Consider the following 18,812-nt stretch of genomic DNA (forward strand, 5'->3'; position numbering starts at 1 on the left):
TCAACTAAAAACTAAGAAAATAAAGACAATAATTATTGTAGTACATTTTTATTTTTAATGTCCACTATTTTTGACGATTAGGAACTATACTATGTGAAGATTTGTGCGACTTTTTTAGATATATTTACCAATTTAATCTGTGAATATATTTAGTATTTTTACTTAAATAAAATCTGCTAAATTACTACCACTAAATTGCAAGCAAATGAATAATAGTTGTCAGAAAATATTTCCCAGACTGTTAAGTGCCAAAAAAGCGAAAACCTGGATCGGTACTTATACTTTACCTTTAGTCTTATTAACTATTACTATCTCTACAACTATTTTAGGTTTTCGGCAATTTGGAGGGTTACAAGTATTAGAATTACTGGTCTATGACTGGATGGTGAATTTACATAATCAAAATGAAATAGATCCTCGATTATTAGTAGTAGAAATTACCGATAAAGATATTGAAGAACAAAATAGTTGGCCGATCGCAGATAATACAATTGCTCAATTATTAAACAATCTTCAACAACACAAACCCCAAGTTATCGGTTTCGATCTCTATCGAGAAGTTCCCTATCCTCCAGGTACAGAAAATCTGAGAAAAGAATTACAAAAATCTAATGTCATCAGCATCCAATTAATTGGTGATGGCAAGAATAGCGTTGCCCCACCTCCTGGGGTAAGTCGAGAACAAATTGGGTTTAACGATGTGGTGCTAGACATTGAAGATGATGTATTGCGTCGTAATTTGATGTACGTTCGATTTGGTGAGGGAAAAGATGAAGAAATGTATTCTTTTGCCCTTCGTTTAAGTCTCAAATATTTGGAGCAATACGATCTAAAATTTTCCGAGGGAAATGATTTTATTCAAATTGGCAGCAAAATTTTTCCCGATCTCGATACCAATTCTGGTGGCTATCAATTAGAGCCTTCTGAAACAGCAGGAAAACAAATTTTAATCGATTATCGTTCCCCTCAGATTGCCCAAAGCGTAACCTTGGGAGCAGTACTTGCAGGAGAAGTTGACCCTGATTTAATTCGCGACAAAATTGTTTTAATCGGTACTAGCGCGCCCAGTATTAAAGATATAATCTCTACTCCCTATAGGGGTTCGCAAACCTTTATGCCTGGGGTAATAGCCCACGCTCAAATGGTCAGTCAAATTTTAAACATTACTTTAGACGATGCCCCCTTAATTTGGTTTTGGTCAGAATGGTTAGAGGGAATCTGGATTTGGAGTTGGTCGATCTTGGGAGTGGCGATCGCCTGGAGAATTAAACATCCTTTCTTCTTGGCGATTGTGGGAATTGTGATTATTGTCGGGTTGTGGGGTATGTGCTTGGTAGCTTTTGCCGCTTCTGGCTGGATTCCGTTTGTTCCTGCGGCGATCGCTTTAACTGCTACTACAGTAATTGTTGTGGGTTACAAGTCTTTATACAATCTTTTTTACGATTCTTTGACTGGTTTGCCCAATCGTACTTTGTTTGCCAAGCAACTAAAAGAAATTAAGCAGCGAAATATCTTCAAATCTCAAGGATATATTGCAATTTTGTGTTTGGATTTAGACCGTTTTAAACTAATCAATGATGGATTGGGATATCAGGCAGGCGATCGGGTTTTAATCACTACTGCTCGACGGTTGCAAGAAAATATCGATTCCAAAGCTATTTTAGCCAGGGTAGGGGCGGATGAATTTGCGATCGCTTTTAAAACTTCAGAAGATATTGAAGAAGCGATTATTCTGGTCAATAAGTTAAATCGAGAATTAGCAATTCCTTTTCAATTGAGCGAACAAGAGATTTTCACTTCCGCCAGCATTGGTTTGGCTTTCAATCCCATTGACGAAGACTTACAACCCGAAGAATTGTTACAGGCTTCTCACGCAGCAATGTATAAAGCCAAGGTATCTGGCAAAAAACAGCATCAGATATTTGCTACCAAAATGCACGAACAAGCCTTAAAACGCTTGCAACTTGAAGCCGATCTCAACCAAGCGATCGCCAAAGAAGAATTTGAACTTTATTATCAACCAATTATTTCTTTCACGACGGGAAAACTGAGCGGTTTTGAGGCATTGGTACGTTGGATTTCCCCGACGCGCGGTTTTATTTCCCCTGGGGATTTTATTCCCATAGCAGAAGAAACGGGGTTAATCGTGCCAATGGGTAAATGGATTTTGGAAACCGCCTGTCGTCAGATGCAGGAATGGAAAATTGAATTTCCCGAAGCTGAAAATGTGATGATGAGTGTCAATCTTTCGAGCCGTCAATTTTCTCAACCCGATCTCATAGCTCAAATTCAAGAAGCTCTCATTATTACCGAATTAGATCCTGCCAATTTGAAATTGGAAATTACTGAAAGCATGATGATGGATCGTGTAGAAGATACCATTATTTTGCTCAATCAGTTAAAAGAATTAAATATTAAAATTAGTCTCGACGATTTTGGCACGGGTTTTTCTTCTTTTAGCTATCTCCATCGTTTTCCTACCGATACTCTGAAAATAGATCGTTCTTTTATTACTAATATGAGTAAAGGCGAGAAAAACATCGAAATTGTCAATACTATTGTGATTTTAGCTCACAAGCTGGGTATGGATGTAATTGCCGAAGGAATTGAAACCGAAGCAGAAAGACAAATTCTCGCAGGGTTTAATTGTGAATACGCTCAAGGTTATTTCTTTGCCAAACCAATGAAAAAAGATGATATTACAGAATTGTTTGTCAATCGGACTCAGTGGTAAATTGTTGATTATTGATTGTTGATGGATTTTTACTAATTGAGATTTTTCTGGAAGCAAAATTTATTAAATATAATTGTAATTATTACTATTGGGATTTGTTTGGGCTGCAAGCAAAACTTGGTGTTGGAGTCAGAAACAGACAAGCAAAATGCGATCGCCACTATGTATCGAGAATTTTCCCAAGAATTTCCTCAAGTTGAAGGGATTACTGTAGAGCAATTACAACAGTTGCAACAACAAGAAAATAATCTTGTGTTGGTGGATGTGAGAACTCCTCAAGAAAGAGAAATATCGATAATTCCTGGGGCAATAACCAAAAAAGAATTTGAAGCCAATTTAGATCGTTATAATGATGGAAAAACAACGGTAATTGCTTACTGCACCATTGGCTATCGTAGTGGAAAATATGCAGATAGCTGGCGCAAAAAAGGCATAAATATTCTCAATTTAGAAGGAAGTTTGTTAGCTTGGAGTCATGTTAGAGGACAACTAATCAATGATTCGGGTTGGACTAATAAAGTTCATGTATTTGGTCGTCAGTGGCAACTGACAGCAGATCGATATCAAGCTGTGTGGTAATTAACTTGAGTTCCCGTTAAGCTAATGACTATGGATCTAGTTATTAGTTATTAGTTATTAGTTATTAGTTATTATTTAGTTGAGTCTTAGCCAATCTTTTTACTAGACATAGTTGCCCAGTAAGTAATATCGTCATTAGTTATTTTGTTTTTATTATTTCTTTGTCTATTTTTTGCTTGATATTGATGTAATTGAGATGGAAATAAATTTTGTAAAAAGAATTGTACGGTATTGGGTTGAATTAAACCTTGTTTGACAGCGGTATCTCCAAAACGTAGGGAATATCTATGCTGTTCTAAAAGAATTAATTTAATATCTTGCTCTGTTAATAAACCCGCTCTATGCAAATAAAAACCAATAGGATGATCGATTCTTTGATTGACTAATTTAAACCATTCTTGAGCGAAAAAATCTGCGGTTTCCTGTCCGATCCATCCTCGCAATGCCAAGATTTCTCCCAGTCGCATATCTTGGTAATATGTCTGATCTCTCAGGGCTACTTGTAACTGGGGACTAGTAATCAAACCAGCTTCTTGTAAAATTTCTCCTATTGGTTTAAAAGTAATAAACTTAGACATACGAGATATCAAAAAAAGTAGTAATTTTGAAAGAATATATAAAAATTTATCGATCGCCCTACCGATTCAAATATGCAGCATGATGATCCATATGATCCTTTATAAAACTACTAATAGTGAAATAGCTGTGATCGTATCCCTGCTGCCAGCGTAAATTTATTTTTTGTCCTGCTTTCTGACAAGCTGCTGCAAAAACTTCAGGTAACAGTTGCTTTTGCTGATAAAAAGTATCTTCCGTACCCTGGTCGATTAGAATTGTTGAGTCTAGCTGAGTTTTAATTACTAATTTACTGGCATCATATTGTTCCCAAGCAGTTTTGTCTTCCCCTAAATAGGCAGTAAATAATTTATCTCCCCAAGGACAATTCATCGGTGCTGCAATTGGTGCAAAGGCAGATACCGATAAATATTGTTGGGGGTTTTTCAAAGCACAAATTAATGCCCCATGTCCTCCCATAGAATGTCCAAAAATACTTTGCCTGTCGTCTCGCACGGGACAATTAGCAATAATTATTTGGGGTAATTCTTGGGTGACGTAAGTATACATTTGATAGTGTTTTTGCCAAGGTTTTTCTGTTGCATCGACATAAAACCCCGCACCACTTCCTAGATCCCAAGTTTCATCCTCTCCTGGAATTCCAGTATTGCGAGGACTCGTATCTGGAGCAACTAAAATAATGCCCAATTCTGCTGCATAACGTTGCGCGCCAGCTTTAATCATAAAATTTTCTTCCGTACAGGTTAAACCAGAAAGATAATAAAGAATTGGCAGAGATTTTGTCTCGGCTTGGGGTGGCAGGTAGACTGCAAAATTCATTTCACAGTCACAACTATTTGAGTAATGGCTATAATAGGCTACTTTACCGTCGAAACAGCGATATTCTGACTTAAGACGAAGGGAATTAGACACGGGTTTGCAGAATAAACTTTCTGTGGTTAGTTTACCTAAAATTTCAACCGTTTTTAAAATGTCAAATCTAAATTAATATTGTGAGTCAGTTGGGCGAATGCAGATCTAAAGAAGAAATAAGCATCCCAAATAATATAGCTATACAATGCCATTAAAATAACCGTAATAGATAGTTTTTTAGCACTCACCGCTCCTTGACTGGCATAAGCCAACCAATAAATCATAAAAGGAGTAGTTAAATAGCAGAAGAAACCATAGCCTGAAGATTTTAAAATTACTTGGATTAATCGATAGTCAATGCTGTGAGCGATTCTTAACATAATAGCCAAAGACAGCAAGCCAGCAATAAATTGGACGATACTATTTTTAAGTAATAAAGATAAAATACCTTGATTATCCTGAGAGTTTTTCATTATTTAAGTTAAACTTCCCCTTCTCCTGTAAAGAGGGGAAAATGTATTATTTTAAATTACTATCTTGTGATTATACTTAGGTATTTATGTCTATTTTTTAAAGAGTCCAAAAAGTTTGACCTAAAAATTATGTAGATATGATGTAGGAGTTTTTATCTAGTAAAAAGTTAAATCTTGTTGCGCTAATTTTGTCATCTTAAAGTACACTATCAGGGTAAACAAGAAGGAGTAATGTGGCTGAAGCTAAGTGCTGGAAAAGTTACAGGCTCTTTTCTGAGGGAAAAAAAACAGGAAGTTTCTATTTAACCCGACTATCAATATTAGAGGATTAGGAGATTGGCTACTCGCGTAATTATCGTTCGTCACGGACAAAGCACTTATAACGCACAAAAGATAATTCAAGGTCGTTGCGATGAGTCTGTTTTGACAGATAAAGGTATTGCCGACGCACGACGGGTAGGTCAAGCTTTAAGCAGTCTCAAAGTCGATGCTTTTTACTGTAGTCCTTTACAAAGAGCCAAACAAACAGCAGGAATCATTCGCGAGAATTTAAACAACTCTCCAGCATTGCAACCAACAGAGCAATTGATGGAAGTAGATTTACCCTTGTGGGAAAAACTCAAAAAAGATGAAGTAAGCGTCAAATTCGCTGCTGAATATCGTCAATGGAAAGAAAATCCGCACGAATTTAGTATGACTTTGGCTGATGGTACGATACATTATCCAGTACCCGCTCTTTACGAACAAGCCCAAGGATTTTGGCGCGATATGATTTCCCAGCATCAAGGCAAGACAATCTTAATAACTGCTCATAATGGCATCAATCGTTGTTTAATTATGAGTGCTATTGGCATTAGTTGCGATCGCTATCATACTATTCAACAGTCTAATTGCTGCATCAATATTTTGAATTTTACTGGTAATTTTGGCGAGCCAGTCCAGTTAGAATCTCTCAATCAGACTTCTCATATGGGTATGCCCATTCCTCCTACCCGCTTTCCTCATTCGGGACCTCGTTTGTTGTTGGTACGTCACGGCGAAACTAACTGGAATAAGGAATCTCGCTTTCAAGGTATTAAAGATATTCCCCTCAACGATAATGGACGTTTTCAAGCCCGCAAAGCAGCAGTTTTTCTGCAAGACTTACCCATTGATTTTGCCGTTTCCAGTTCTATGTTGCGCCCCAAAGAAACTGCCGAAATCATTTTGCAACATCATGGTGACGTTTCTTTAGAAACTACTTCCGAACTAATCGAGATTTGTCACGGTTTGTGGGAAGGAATGTTAGAAGCAGAAATTCAAGATGAATATGGAGAATTATTGCAGCAATGGAAAGATAAGCCCGAAACAGTTCAAATGCCTGAAGGGGAAAATTTACAACAGGTGTGGGATCGGGGAGTTTCTGCTTGGAATAAAATAGCCGAATCTCGCAGCAACACTGAAACTCCTGAAACTGGCTTGGTGGTAGCTCACGATGCAATTAATAAAGTAATCTTATGCTATTTACTCGGACTGCAACCAGAAAACTTTTGGAACATTAAACAGGGTAACTGTGCGGTGAGCGTCATCGATTATCCCAATGGTGCATCGGGCAAACCAGTATTACAAGCAATCAATATTACTACTCATCTGAGTGATGGCAATATTTTTGATAACACCGCAGCAGGAGCTTTGTAATTAGATGGTAAATGTTTAAACTCGCGCGTTCCCTTGCGCCTGTCGGCGTCCTAAAGGATACCGCTTCGCATAACGCGGGGTCGCTCGTCAATGTTCAATGCTAAATGTTCAATGATTTAATCGGTCAAGATAAAGCAGTCGAACTGTTACAACAGGCTGTAAAACAAGAGAAAATTGCTCCTGCCTATTTATTTTTTGGCTCTGAGGGAGTCGGGCGCAGTATAGCTGCTCGAAATTTTGTCAAGCTCTTGCTGAAGATGGGTACATCTCCAGACAAACAGCCTGTAATAGAACGAAAATTAGCTACAGGCAACCATCCAGATTTACTTTGGGTAGAACCTACTTATTTGAGTAAAGGGAATTTATATACTTCTTCTCAAGCAAAGGAAAAAGGTCTGCAATCTAAAACACCACCTAAAATCCGTATCGAACAAATTCGCAGTTTGACTCAATTTCTCAATCGCCCAGTGTTGGAAGCAAGTCGGAAAGTAGTGGTAATTGAAGAGGCTCAAACTATGGCAGAAGCACCAGCTAATGCTTTGTTGAAAACTTTGGAAGAACCAGGTAAAGCTACTTTGATCTTAATCGCTCCCGATACGGATTCTTTGCTAGTTACTTTAGTATCTCGCTGCCAGCAAATTCGTTTTAACAGTTTGTCGGATGAGAATTTAATTACCGTACTGCGAAATAACGGCTATGAGGAGATTTTACAACATCCCGAATTAATTGCGATCGCTCAAGGGAGTCCAGGCAATGCGATCGCATCCTGGCAGAAATTACAAACCATTCCCTCGGAATTACTCGTACAACTCAAGCAACCAATTGCTCAACCTTTACAGGCGATTGAACTGGCGAAAACTATTACTCAGGAATTGGATAGCGAAACTCAACTTTGGTTGGTTGATTATTTGCAATATTATCATTGGCAAGAAAAGCGATCGACTAAATTGATGGAGCAATGGGAAAAAACTCGCAGTTGTCTGTTAAGCTACGTGCAACCTCGATTAGTCTGGGAATGCACTCTTTTAACCTGCATCAGCTAAGATTTTCGCTCGATCTAGAATAAATTCAACAGTCTCTAAAAAAAGCGATCGCAACCTAAAAGAACTTTAGTATTGCGATCGCCTATATTTTAATTAGTCTTGAAAAATTCGATTAAATTCTCAATTAATCGCGACTGTTCATTGCAATCAACAGACGGAGAATAAAGACGAATAGATTGATGTAAGTGAGGTACATGGAGAGAGCTACGGGTAAGTACTGCTCGTCTTCATAGGTACGGGGCATAATGTAGAAATCGACTACTGCTACGCCAACGAATAGAGCAACGCCAATACCAGAAATAGCTACTTCCAACCAACTAGGGGTGTAAACTCCAAACATAGCCATAAGTAGTTGTCCTACCATGACAATTACTAAAGCAATTACACCCAAGTTGACTGTTTGGGAAAGAGCCAAACCATCTTCATCACTGAGGTTAGAACCAATGTTGCGTCCCAAGATAAAGGTGACACCGCAACCAAATGCAGCAATACCTACGCCACCAATACCTACTCCAGCAGTACTCAAAGCCTCAAAAATAATTAGGCTAAGAGTATAACCAGTTAAAAGACTGTATAAAGCTAATAAAGGAAGTGCCAGACTATTGTTTTGCTGTCTGATTACTCCTTGAGCTACAAAAAATAGAACTAACTGGGCGACTATTGCCCCAATAAAAGTAGGCATGGCTAGTTCAGGATGATAAGTAATTTCACCCAAACCGCCATAAGCACCAACAGCAGTTAAGACCAAACCACCGCCCAAATAGGGTAAAGCATTGCTAATTACATTAGGACCAAGGACTTGATTTCCTTGTACCTCCTGCATTGCTTTTCTAAAGTTACTTGTGTTACTCATTAATTTCCTAACAGAACTCTTGTTTTATATTTTAAGCTTGCTTATATGTCTAGATCTTAATCCGACTAAGAGTCTTAAGGTGTAGGAGGATTACCGTATATTTTTACTGAAAGACTTCTTCGCACCAACTACCATGTAAACCGTAAGGAATGTGATGTTTGAGATGAACTAGGGCTACAGGATCTCCCGCTAGATTTTCTCCATCTAAAATAGCTAGGGTAGAACGATGGTTTTCGCCATCATAAACCACAGTCATTACCCAACCCGCATCTTCAGCTTCGGCGTTAGGCTTGGGTACAAAAATCGGTTCGCTGACAAAGCCATGAGGAGCAAAGGAATGTAACTGGCGATCGCCTGTTTTGAGGTCTAGTTTCAAAATTGCTTGTAAAGGTGCATTTCTGCCCGTATCTGCTGCCGCTGCGCCAATATATAGATAACGATAGTCTCTACCTACTTGATCGGGATTATGGGTCGGAAATTCGCAACAACGACTTTCTAACATTTCGCGCTTGACGCTGCCGTTTTCTAGATCGAGGGTAAAACGCCATAGTTGCCCTGGATCTAAATTATCGAAGTCTACTTCTTTGTAGTCCGAGTCTGGCTGTACTTGGGGTAGGCTTTGATAGGTAATGGAGTCAATACAGACTTTATTTTCTTGCTCGAAAGCATTGGCATGATGGAAAACGAAACCAGATTCGACGCTGAAGGTTTTAATTTCTTTATGATTAGGATCGCGAGGAATCAAAATTACGTTAGTTGCTTTGTCGGGTTGAAATTCGACGCATTCCCCAGCACCGCGCATTCCCAACAGAAAAGGAAATGGATTGAAATTAACGGGATTCTGGAAAAAGATGGCGTATTTGGGAGTAATAATAAAGTCGTGAATAAAAGAAAAGCCAGGTACGCTATGGGAATGTTTGCGTAGTAATTTCCCATCGGGAGCAATTTCAAACAGAGTAATTTTGCTAGAAATCCCAGGATCGACGCGGAAATTCACCAAGCAAGGTTCGCCACCATCTAGATCGCAACTAGGATCGATCCAAGGATGGGCGGAAAAAGCATCTCCAGAGTTGAGAATGCCATCGAGATAGTCGATACCTATAGTCTCCAGGGTAGCAGGATCTAAACGATGGGGTTCGGCTGCTTCCCAAAGAGCGAGTAGTTTTCCTCCCCAGTAAATTACCCCTGTGTTGGCTATATTTTTCAGCCTGATATCAAAAGCATTATTAAAAAACCCTCCTGGTTTTTGCGTGCCAAATACTCCCCTGTAGAGAATTTTTCCTGCTGCTTGTTCTTCGAGATAGGCTTTGGTTTTAACAAAGCGGTTGCGATAATGTACTTTGCCATCTTGGAATGAAAAGGCACTAATCATGCCGTCACCATCGAAAGGATGGTAGATTGGAGTACCGCCGATATCTAACAAACCAGGACCATTACGAAATAGAGTTCCAGATAATTCTGGGGGAATTTGACCTTCTATATCGGTAACTTGATAGTCATATTCATTGGGTTGGGAGTCGTAACCCTTTTTCCATCGTTCGAGGTCGTAGGTTGGATTGCTAGCTGCCAGAGTCATGATGTTAATTGTTAACTGTATTGAATAAAATAAATTACCTATTTCTTTCAAATTAGTCTGATTTTTACAAAATATCAAGATTTGTAAAGTAAATTAGGCTAGATATAGCCAAGATTGAAGTATTTTTAACCTCAGTTCGGGTTAAGCTACTGACTATCGATCTAGTTATTGGTTGCGACAACCTAGAATAAGTCAACTACTACATATATAGTCATTCTAAATAGAAACCATACGACACCAGGAAAAAGTAGCGAGTAGCCCTTCGGGTGCAGGCGGTCGACATTATGAGGAAACCTCATAATTACCCCCTTACAAGTAGCAAGTAGCAAATAATATTCAAGCTTATTATCAATACGACAACACCATAAGGAAATTAATTGGAATGACTATAGTGTTTAACTGATTGATTGAATTTATACAGGTCATGTAATCTATGGATAGGTCATGGCTGCCTGTTTCAACTGAGCTACTAAAAACTAAAAACTAAAAACTAAAAACTATTCTCTTCGAGCAATTCTCTTATCTCGAAATCAGGTTATTTTTAGGTTGATTGTTGATTGACTTAAATCCACAATTTGGTCGGTGCAATTGGTTCGATCTCATTGTCCCAACCTCCTACTTGATAAGTTTGCAACAGCCAAAGACTAGCACCTTGTTCCAAAAAGATCTTCGCCAGACTATCGTTAGCCAGACGGGGTAAAAGCGATCGCCAGCTGGTGAGTCCATTGAGTATAGTAGTGACGGGGCGATCTGCCAAACGAGTACCAATTAGAGATTGATAGGGATCTACCCAATCAGCGCGGGTTTGCCAAGTTATCAATCGGTCTTCGATCGCTTGCTTGAGAGCGATGAGGCGATTTAGCCTGTCGGTTTGAGGGTGATGGGGGTTAGCTGCAATCCAGTTTTTAATCTGGGGGTTATTTTCAATTTCTGTCAGGGTCATGTTAATCCCTTGATAGAAAGCTTGACAGGAATCTTGAACGCAGGAGTTGGCAGGCCCAACAAAAGTAGCACCAGTGCCGTCTCCAGTGCGATAGCGAGCCATCATGCGGTCTAATTGGTAGGCTAAAGCGTTCAGGGGAAAACGACGCAAACCGTCGAAATTATATTCGTCTAGCACGTCTAGTTTAACCACAATATCGGTAATGGGACGACTGCCCAACCAGCCAAATTGTCGATCGCCGATAAAGCTAGTCCAGTCGGAACTTCCTGCAATAATTCCCGTGGTGTTTTGGGTATATACTTGCCCGTAGCCAATTTTAAATTGTAATTCTTGGGTAATGGGTTCGCGGATAACTCTTGCCAAACCAAAGGCAAAATGACCGAAAAATATACCCAGTGGAGAAAATTCTCGTTTCTGACCGCCAATTCCCCCGTAGGTATGGAGTAGTAACAGGCGATCGCCTTCTTGAAAAGAATTGATCAATTCTGCCTCGGATTTATTTTGCGGATTGAGAAGAATCGAATCGATCTTACCTTTTTTTTGTTTAACTCCTTGCCAATATTGACTGTGAATATAAGCAGTGCTTTTGTGTAACCCAGAGATTACCTTGGCTGGTTGTAATTGAAACAAAGAGCGGGGTGCGATCGCTCTTACGGTAAAAATACCCTGTTGGTTTTTTGCCCCATAGATATACCAACCAGTTTTATTTAATGGAGACTGATGAATTTTATTAACATTAGCTGGTAAAACTCCATGGCGGTCGGGTATTACAGAAGGAAAATAAACTACATCTTCTCTGCCATCAAACTGACGAGATTGGGGGTTATAGTAACGTACTGCCGCACAATTATTAGGAAATAATTCGGTAATAGTTGCTAAAGCATAATACTTTCCCGTAATCAAAATTGGCTCGCGATTGATATACAAGCAACTAATTCTTTTGTTTCCTTGCCCCCCCGTATCCCTGACGACTCCACTCAAAGCCACCATGACATCATCGTTAGGTCTAGCACCAGCCAAAGATTCTAAAGCCTGTACCTGTCGCCAATGATTTAGACGAGTGGGGTGAACTATGCCCTTATTTTCGCTGGCGTAAGCCTGTTGGGAAAAGTCGATTCTAATTTTTACTTGATTGACATAGGCTTGAATGTCAGGGCGACTGCTCCAACGCAAATATACTTTTTGACCAATCAGATCGCGATCGCTTTGGGGGGCGTGATGGACTTCAAAATAGACTCCATTAACTTGAGATCGATCGCTCACATCGGGAAGAATTAAGCGTCCTACCCATTCGGTTACGGGTAAATATTCACTGCCATAGTTAGACTCAATGGGATAGTAGCTGGGTTGATTGAATTCTGCTTGAGCGTAATTTTCATAATCGCTTTTCAGACGACTTTTTTTAGCTTGATAGTCGGGGATAGCAGCAGGATAGGGTTCGCAACCATCGATGCGAGTCAGAATGCGTAAAACGATTTCTAAGGTTTGGTCTTGATGAGTATAACCATTACTTAACCGAGCATTATTGTCTAAAGGGCCAGTTTGGGAATCGTGTCCCACTTTTCCCAAAGAAATATAGCTAATTTCTCCCCTACTTTTGGCTAAATTCCAATTCGACCAACTCAAGATCGACCAACGACGAGGAAACAATAGAGGAGTCCAACGAGCAACCCGATCTTTTTCTCCCACTAAATTATAAAGATGCTCCACTTGAGCCACTTCGTTATTTCCCGCAATTACTCCTGCTAAAGAAATAACTTCGATTGGTGCTGCCAACACTTTCTTTAAATAGGGTACAGCCCCCAACGATATTTGTCCTCCGCCACTATAGCCAATTAAAGTAATCAAAGCCCCGCTACCTGGTTGATAGCCTTTGCTCAACAAGCGATCGATAATTATTTGTGCCGTACCGCGATTGTAAATTGCCCCATAACGACTGTCTACCGATACCGCTACCTGAAACATATTGCGGAGTAGAATCAAAAAGTCTAACTGAGAACTCCCTTCGATTCGTCGCCAAAAACGAGCCAAAGGTCTGCCCAACGTTAAAGGAAGATTGATAACCGAGTAGGGAATAATATCTTTAATTAAAATGCGATCGCTCGGTAATGCTGTTTCTAGCCTGGCTAAAAATTTTCCCGAGCGCACGGAATAGGCAAAAGAACTTTTACCAATACCATCTAGATAAACTATGTAGTGAGATGCGGCACTGTTTTTTTTGACCGATAGAGATTTAGCGCGATCGCTTGAAATCACTCGACGATCCCTTTTTCCTCCATACCATCCCGCCCACCAACCCAAAGCTTCAAAAGGAGCGAGCAAACCTGCTAAAACTACAGTAATACCGATAATTCTCGCGCTATCAATAGATAAATCAAAAATTCGATTTTCCAACAGGATGTAATATCTCACCCACCAAGCATTCGCAGGAGATAAAAAAGCTACAATACCTAATGCTAATAAAATTAAAGCAATACGTTTAAACATCATTTTGCTTTGTTGCGCCTAGTTATCAAAATTATATTACCTGCGATCGCTGTTACCGAAATTGCAATTCAATTACCTACAAAAATATAACGAACAAGATATTCTGAGCTAAAATATAAGTAGCTACATTAAGTAGTTAATTTAAAGTATGTGGCAAATTGAATTGTGGAAAAAAAATTAATTATCTGGTTGAGAGTTACCCAATAAATTAGGAATATCATCAACATCGGGAGGTAATGGCAAGCCACTATAAAGCATTTCTTCAATATAATCTGGCTCGGTAATCAATTCGACTCCTGCTGCCCAATCGACGATCTTATCGGCAAGGCGAGAAGTTCCTCTCCCAAAAATCCGTTGAGAAACTTGCAATACTAACCAACCTCCCAAACAACATTCAAAAGCTTGCCAAATTCCTAGGTTAGTAATTACTTCTATGCCAATGACAATCGCGATTAATGTCCAGATAGATAAAGCGATTAGGATTGGCATCCCAAAATAGGGAATAACCATCAAAAAACCAAATAATAAGGGTGCATAGCTAAAACCCAAAGTTTTTATGGTTGCTATCAATGATAAATCTACGCCAAATATTCCTCGTGCCACCAACCAAGTACTTAAAACCCAAAAATTACAATTAAAAAGAAAGATTACTGCGGCGATCGCAATTGAGAGAATAAATCGCAAGGGACGAACTCGGTTGATAAATAGCATTACGCTTTGACCGAAGGTTTGAGAGAAACCAGCTAATAAAACTACTAAAATACTGGCAAGCAAACTTAGAGGTAGGCGATTTATTGTGGCAAACGTCTCGGCATTGAGACTTAAAACCCCAGAAACTAAATCCCAAAAGCGATTTAACGCGGTGTTTGTGTTAGCAGCAAAAATATACATAAACTAAAGAGAGCAAAACAGAGTTAAAAGAAAATTTGATAAGCTAGTCTAGTTTGCATTATTAAATAATCCCAGCACAATAAAATAAAGTTGTATTATTAGTTTGAAAAATACTGTGAAGCCACCGAACAGTAAAAAGTTTTCCCTTTTCCCGATAGTTAAATATTGCTTGAGTCAAGGAAAACAGCATTTCTACCGTATTCCTATTTTAATTTGGCTCAATGGTTTGACTATTATGGTGCTTAGTTTGTTAAGCATCTATGCCAGAATTAAAAGTAAAGGTGCGGGTATTGAAAGTCTATTTAGCGATCCTTTTAATATCAAAATTTATTATTTGGGTTGGTTCACCAGCATCTCAGAAATTATGTGGTGTTCGGCAATTTCTATCTGTATTTTTTCAGCTATTTTACTCCCTCCCCTCAACCGAACTTATAAAATTTTCTTGTTTTCTAGCAGCTTGGTTATGTTGCTGCTATTTTTTGACGATCGCTTTCGTCTAACTCTGACCTTATGCGTCTTTTTTGGTACTTGTAAGCTAGTGAAATTAAGTGTCTATTCTCTCTATGGTTTAGTCTTAATTGCCTATGCTTGGTTTTTCCGCAATACTATTCGTAAAACTCCTTACATACCACTTTTGGTTTCTTTTCTTTTGTTTGGTTTTTCTAGCGCGATCGACATCGCCCCAATTAGCAGTCGCGGAATTCATGCCATGTTAGAAGATGGAACAAAATTAGTCGGTCTAATTAATATGACTATCTATTTTTGGTGGGTTTGTCATCAAGAAATCAAGCAGAATTTGGCTTTGGTTCATCATGTTAAAAGCGATCGCTAATTAAGATTTCTAGAATATCGAACACTTGATTCTATAGAACCCATTTGGGATCTTTTTAAGCATTAGTGGGAACTGCTTGATGGTGCTGATTAGAAATAGAGCGATAAATTTGTGCAAATACTTAATTTTTGTTGCTATAATAGTTAAGCATTTAAATGGGCTATAACTCAGTTGGTTAGAGTGTCACATTGACATTGTGGAAGTCGGCAGTTCGAGTCTGCCTAGCCCAACTTCGCGGGAAACCGCTCGTTTTATACAATTCAGTCAATATAACCTCTAACCAACACCTTGACGGGTTAGGACTGGGATTTATTCTTCCCCAATTTGCTTGAAAAAATCGAGATACAAACGTACCCTAATTATTTAACCGCTTAAAAAGAAACCGCCCCAAAAAGAGTCAGAAAACAGCGGTATGGTTTCCCCATAAGCAGGCAAATCGATTTTGAATGGTTGGTTTGGCTACTGAAAATATATCATTATTTATGCAGTCAGGACAGATAACGTTAAGATAATTAAGAACTATTAAGCATTGTCTGTCTGTCTGTATGTCACCTTCTTCTAGCGGTACGAAAAATAACGGCAAAATTGATTACAACCTAAAGTCTTCCAGAGAAGAAAATGTAATTAGAATTAAAGGGGCGAGGCAGCATAATTTAAAAAATGTCAGCTTGGAGTTACCCCGCAACCAACTAATTGTCTTTACAGGAGTATCTGGTTCGGGGAAATCTTCTTTGGCTTTCGATACAATTTTTGCCGAAGGACAAAGGCGATACGTAGAGTCTCTCAGTGCTTATGCCAGACAGTTCCTCGGACAGTTAGATAAGCCCGATGTAGATGCCATTGAGGGATTGAGTCCAGCTATTTCTATCGACCAAAAGTCTACATCCCACAACCCTCGTTCGACAGTGGGTACGGTAACGGAAATTTATGATTACTTTAGACTATTATTCGGTCGGGCGGGAGAACCCCATTGTCCTAAGTGCGATCGCTCGATCGCGCCACAGACTATTGATGGAATGTGCGATCGCGTGATGGAATTGCCCGAAAAAACTAAATTTATGATTCTAGCTCCCGTAATTCGGGGAAAAAAAGGGACACATAAACAATTACTCTCCAGTTTTGCTTCTCAGGGTTTTGTGAGGGTGAAAATAGACGGTGAAGTCAAGCAGCTAGACGACAAAATTAAATTAGATAAAAACTACAAGCACGATATTGCTGTTGTCATAGATCGCCTGATTGTCAAACCTGGCATCAACGAACGTTTGGCAGATTCTTTGAGTACTTGTTTGAATCTTAGCGATGGTATTGCCGAGATTGAAATTATTCCTAGTGCCGATTCAACTAAAGATGCTCAAGAGAAAGCCAGTCAACCAACAAAAATTATTTTCTCCGAAAACTTTGCTTGTCCCGAACATGGTGCGGTCATCGAAGAATTGTCTCCCCGTCTGTTTTCTTTTAATTCTCCTTATGGTGCTTGTCCCGACTGTCATGGTTTAGGCAGCCATCGTACTTTTTCTCCCGATTTAGTCGTACCAGATCCCACTCAACCAGTGTACAGTGCGATCGCTCCTTGGTCTGATAAGGATAATTCCTATTACCTTTCCCTATTACATGGAGTCGGACAGGCGTTTGGTTTTGGCATTCATACCAAATGGCAAGATCTCACGGCAGAACAGCAAGATATTATTCTCAATGGGGCAAAAGACCCCGTTTATTTTGAATCGGATTATGGCAACCAGAATAAAGGCTATCATCGTCACTATTCGGGAGTGCTGAAAATGTTGCAGCGCAACTATCGAGAAACGAATTCCGATTCGGTTAAAAATAAACTGGAACAGTATTTAGTAGATCGTCCCTGCAACACTTGTGGAGGTTTGCGTCTCAAACCAGAATCTTTATCCGTTAGTTTGGGACAATTCCGCATCAACGACTTAACTAGCGTACCTATCGAGGAATGTTTGCATCGGGTTAATAACTTGGAATTAACTAACCGTCAGGCATTAATTGGGGAGTTGGCACTCAAAGAAATTAAAGCACGATTGCAATTTCTTTTGGATGTAGGTTTGGACTACCTCACGTTAGATCGGGCAGCTATGACCCTTTCTGGAGGTGAAGCACAAAGGATACGTTTGGCTACCCAAATTGGTGCGGGATTGACGGGAGTACTTTACGTATTAGACGAACCCAGCATTGGTTTACATCAGCGAGACAACGACAAATTATTGGGTACGCTGAAAAAACTGCGAGACTTGGGCAACACTTTAATCGTCGTCGAACACGATGAAGATACAATTAGGACAGCCGATAGTATAGTGGATATTGGTCCTAAAGCAGGGGTACACGGTGGAGATATTGTAGTTCAGGGAGATCTTCAAGCTCTATTAAAATCAGAAACTTCCCTCACGGGGGCATATTTATCGGGCAAGCGAGTTATTGCTACTCCCAGTGAAAGAAGAGAGGGTAAAGCCTATGGCATCACCTTGAAAGATTGTCATCACAATAACCTCAAACACATCGATGTCACTATTCCTTTAGGTAAATTTGTTTGCATTACGGGAGTATCTGGTTCGGGTAAATCCACTCTCATTAACGAACTGCTGCATCCTGCCTTAAAACATCACCTCAGCCGCAAAGTACCATTTCCCAAAAAGCTAGGAGGAGTCAAAGGTTTACAAGCAATAGATAAGGTAATTACCATCGATCAATCTCCGATTGGTCGTACTCCCCGTTCTAATACTGCCACCTATACAGGGGTATTCGATGCTATACGGGCGGTTTTTGCCGAAACCATCGAAGCGAAAGCTAGGGGTTATAAAGCGGGGCGTTTTTCTTTTAATGTCAAAGGAGGACGTTGCGAAGCCTGTAGCAGACAGGGAGTAAACGTAATTGAAATGAATTTCTTACCCGATGTTTACGTTCAGTGTGATGTTTGCAAGGGGGCTAGATACAATCGCGAAACCCTCCAAGTAAAATATAAGGGTCATTCCATTGCCGATGTTCTTGATATGACAGTGGAAGAAGCTTTAGAAACCTTTCAAAATATTCCTCGTGCTGCCAAAAAACTGCAAACCCTAGTAGATGTTGGCTTGGGATATGTCAAACTAGGACAACCAGCCCCCACCCTATCGGGGGGAGAGGCACAGCGAGTTAAATTAGCTTCGGAATTATCCCGTCGCGCCACGCGTAAAACTCTTTACTTAATTGACGAACCAACTACAGGTTTATCTTTTTATGATGTCCATCATTTGTTAAATGTTTTGCAGCGTTTGGTGGATAAAGGTAATTCAACTCGCTGT

The 18,812-nt window shown here is 39.5% G+C and carries 13 protein-coding genes and 1 tRNA gene; 7 read left to right on the forward strand and 7 right to left on the reverse strand.

All coding sequences use genetic code 11. The features are described 5' to 3' along the window. The first annotated feature begins 205 nt into the window (after nt 1–205). Both AC33VI_RS01495 and AC33VI_RS01500 read left to right on the forward strand, forming a co-directional pair. Nucleotides 206–2,734 carry an EAL domain-containing protein gene (locus AC33VI_RS01495; RefSeq protein WP_491780502.1) on the forward strand — a complete coding sequence of 843 codons (2,529 nt, stop codon included), beginning with the start codon at nt 206–208 and terminating at the stop codon, nt 2,732–2,734. A gap of 120 nt (nt 2,735–2,854) precedes the next feature. Further along, nucleotides 2,855–3,313 (forward strand): rhodanese-like domain-containing protein, encoded by a 459-nt coding sequence (locus AC33VI_RS01500; protein ID WP_491780503.1) that lies wholly within the window; start codon nt 2,855–2,857, stop codon nt 3,311–3,313. A gap of 86 nt (nt 3,314–3,399) precedes the next feature. On the opposite strand, the gene AC33VI_RS01505 is transcribed toward AC33VI_RS01500, so the two are convergent. Genes AC33VI_RS01505 through AC33VI_RS01515 form a run of 3 tightly spaced genes read right to left on the reverse strand, consistent with a single transcriptional unit; the run spans nt 3,400 to nt 5,214 of the window. Next, a complete protein-coding gene (locus AC33VI_RS01505) occupies nt 3,400–3,891 on the reverse strand; it encodes a cyclic di-GMP-binding domain-containing protein, MshE-related (RefSeq protein WP_491780504.1) in 492 nt (163 codons plus the stop codon). A 58-nt stretch (nt 3,892–3,949) separates the two neighbouring features. Further along, the gene (gene fghA, locus AC33VI_RS01510; RefSeq protein ID WP_491780505.1) at nt 3,950–4,801 is read right to left on the reverse strand and encodes an S-formylglutathione hydrolase; all 852 of its coding nucleotides are present in this window, start codon (nt 4,799–4,801) and stop codon (nt 3,950–3,952) included. 53 nt (nt 4,802–4,854) lie between these two features. Continuing rightward, nucleotides 4,855–5,214: a hypothetical protein gene (locus AC33VI_RS01515; protein WP_491780506.1), complete on the reverse strand. Its 360-nt coding sequence runs from the start codon at nt 5,212–5,214 to the stop codon at nt 4,855–4,857. 336 nt (nt 5,215–5,550) lie between these two features. Here AC33VI_RS01515 and AC33VI_RS01520 point away from each other — a divergent pair, with 336 nt between their 5' ends. Both AC33VI_RS01520 and AC33VI_RS01525 read left to right on the forward strand, forming a co-directional pair. Then, on the forward strand, nt 5,551–6,891 hold the full coding sequence (locus tag AC33VI_RS01520; protein WP_491780507.1) for a histidine phosphatase family protein: 1,341 nt from the start codon (nt 5,551–5,553) through the stop codon (nt 6,889–6,891). A 104-nt stretch (nt 6,892–6,995) separates the two neighbouring features. After that, on the forward strand, nt 6,996–7,934 hold the full coding sequence (locus AC33VI_RS01525; RefSeq protein WP_491780508.1) for a DNA polymerase III subunit delta': 939 nt from the start codon (nt 6,996–6,998) through the stop codon (nt 7,932–7,934). A 124-nt stretch (nt 7,935–8,058) separates the two neighbouring features. Here AC33VI_RS01525 and AC33VI_RS01530 read toward each other — a convergent pair whose 3' ends face one another. The 4 genes from AC33VI_RS01530 to AC33VI_RS01545 form a co-directional block, all read right to left on the reverse strand. Beyond that, a complete protein-coding gene (locus tag AC33VI_RS01530; protein WP_491780509.1) occupies nt 8,059–8,787 on the reverse strand; it encodes a Bax inhibitor-1/YccA family protein in 729 nt (242 codons plus the stop codon). A 103-nt stretch (nt 8,788–8,890) separates the two neighbouring features. Then, entirely contained in the window at nt 8,891–10,363 is a 1,473-nt protein-coding gene (locus tag AC33VI_RS01535) for a carotenoid oxygenase family protein (protein WP_491780510.1), read from the reverse strand. Nucleotides 10,364–10,925: 562 nt separating this feature from the next. After that, entirely contained in the window at nt 10,926–13,796 is a 2,871-nt protein-coding gene (locus AC33VI_RS01540) for a hypothetical protein (RefSeq protein WP_491780511.1), read from the reverse strand. 174 nt (nt 13,797–13,970) lie between these two features. Then, a complete protein-coding gene (locus AC33VI_RS01545; RefSeq protein WP_491780512.1) occupies nt 13,971–14,684 on the reverse strand; it encodes a hypothetical protein in 714 nt (237 codons plus the stop codon). 115 nt (nt 14,685–14,799) lie between these two features. Between AC33VI_RS01545 and AC33VI_RS01550 the strand changes: the two genes are divergently transcribed. The 3 genes from AC33VI_RS01550 to uvrA form a co-directional block, all read left to right on the forward strand. Next, a complete protein-coding gene (locus AC33VI_RS01550) occupies nt 14,800–15,516 on the forward strand; it encodes a DUF8692 domain-containing protein (RefSeq protein WP_491780513.1) in 717 nt (238 codons plus the stop codon). Between the two features lie 156 nt (nt 15,517–15,672). Next, nucleotides 15,673–15,746 (forward strand) — tRNA-Val (locus AC33VI_RS01555). Between the two features lie 315 nt (nt 15,747–16,061). Beyond that, nucleotides 16,062–18,812: excinuclease ABC subunit UvrA (uvrA, locus tag AC33VI_RS01560; RefSeq protein ID WP_491780514.1), on the forward strand; the 2,751-nt coding region annotated here is incomplete at its 3' end.

The organism is Waterburya sp., assembly GCF_058530065.1.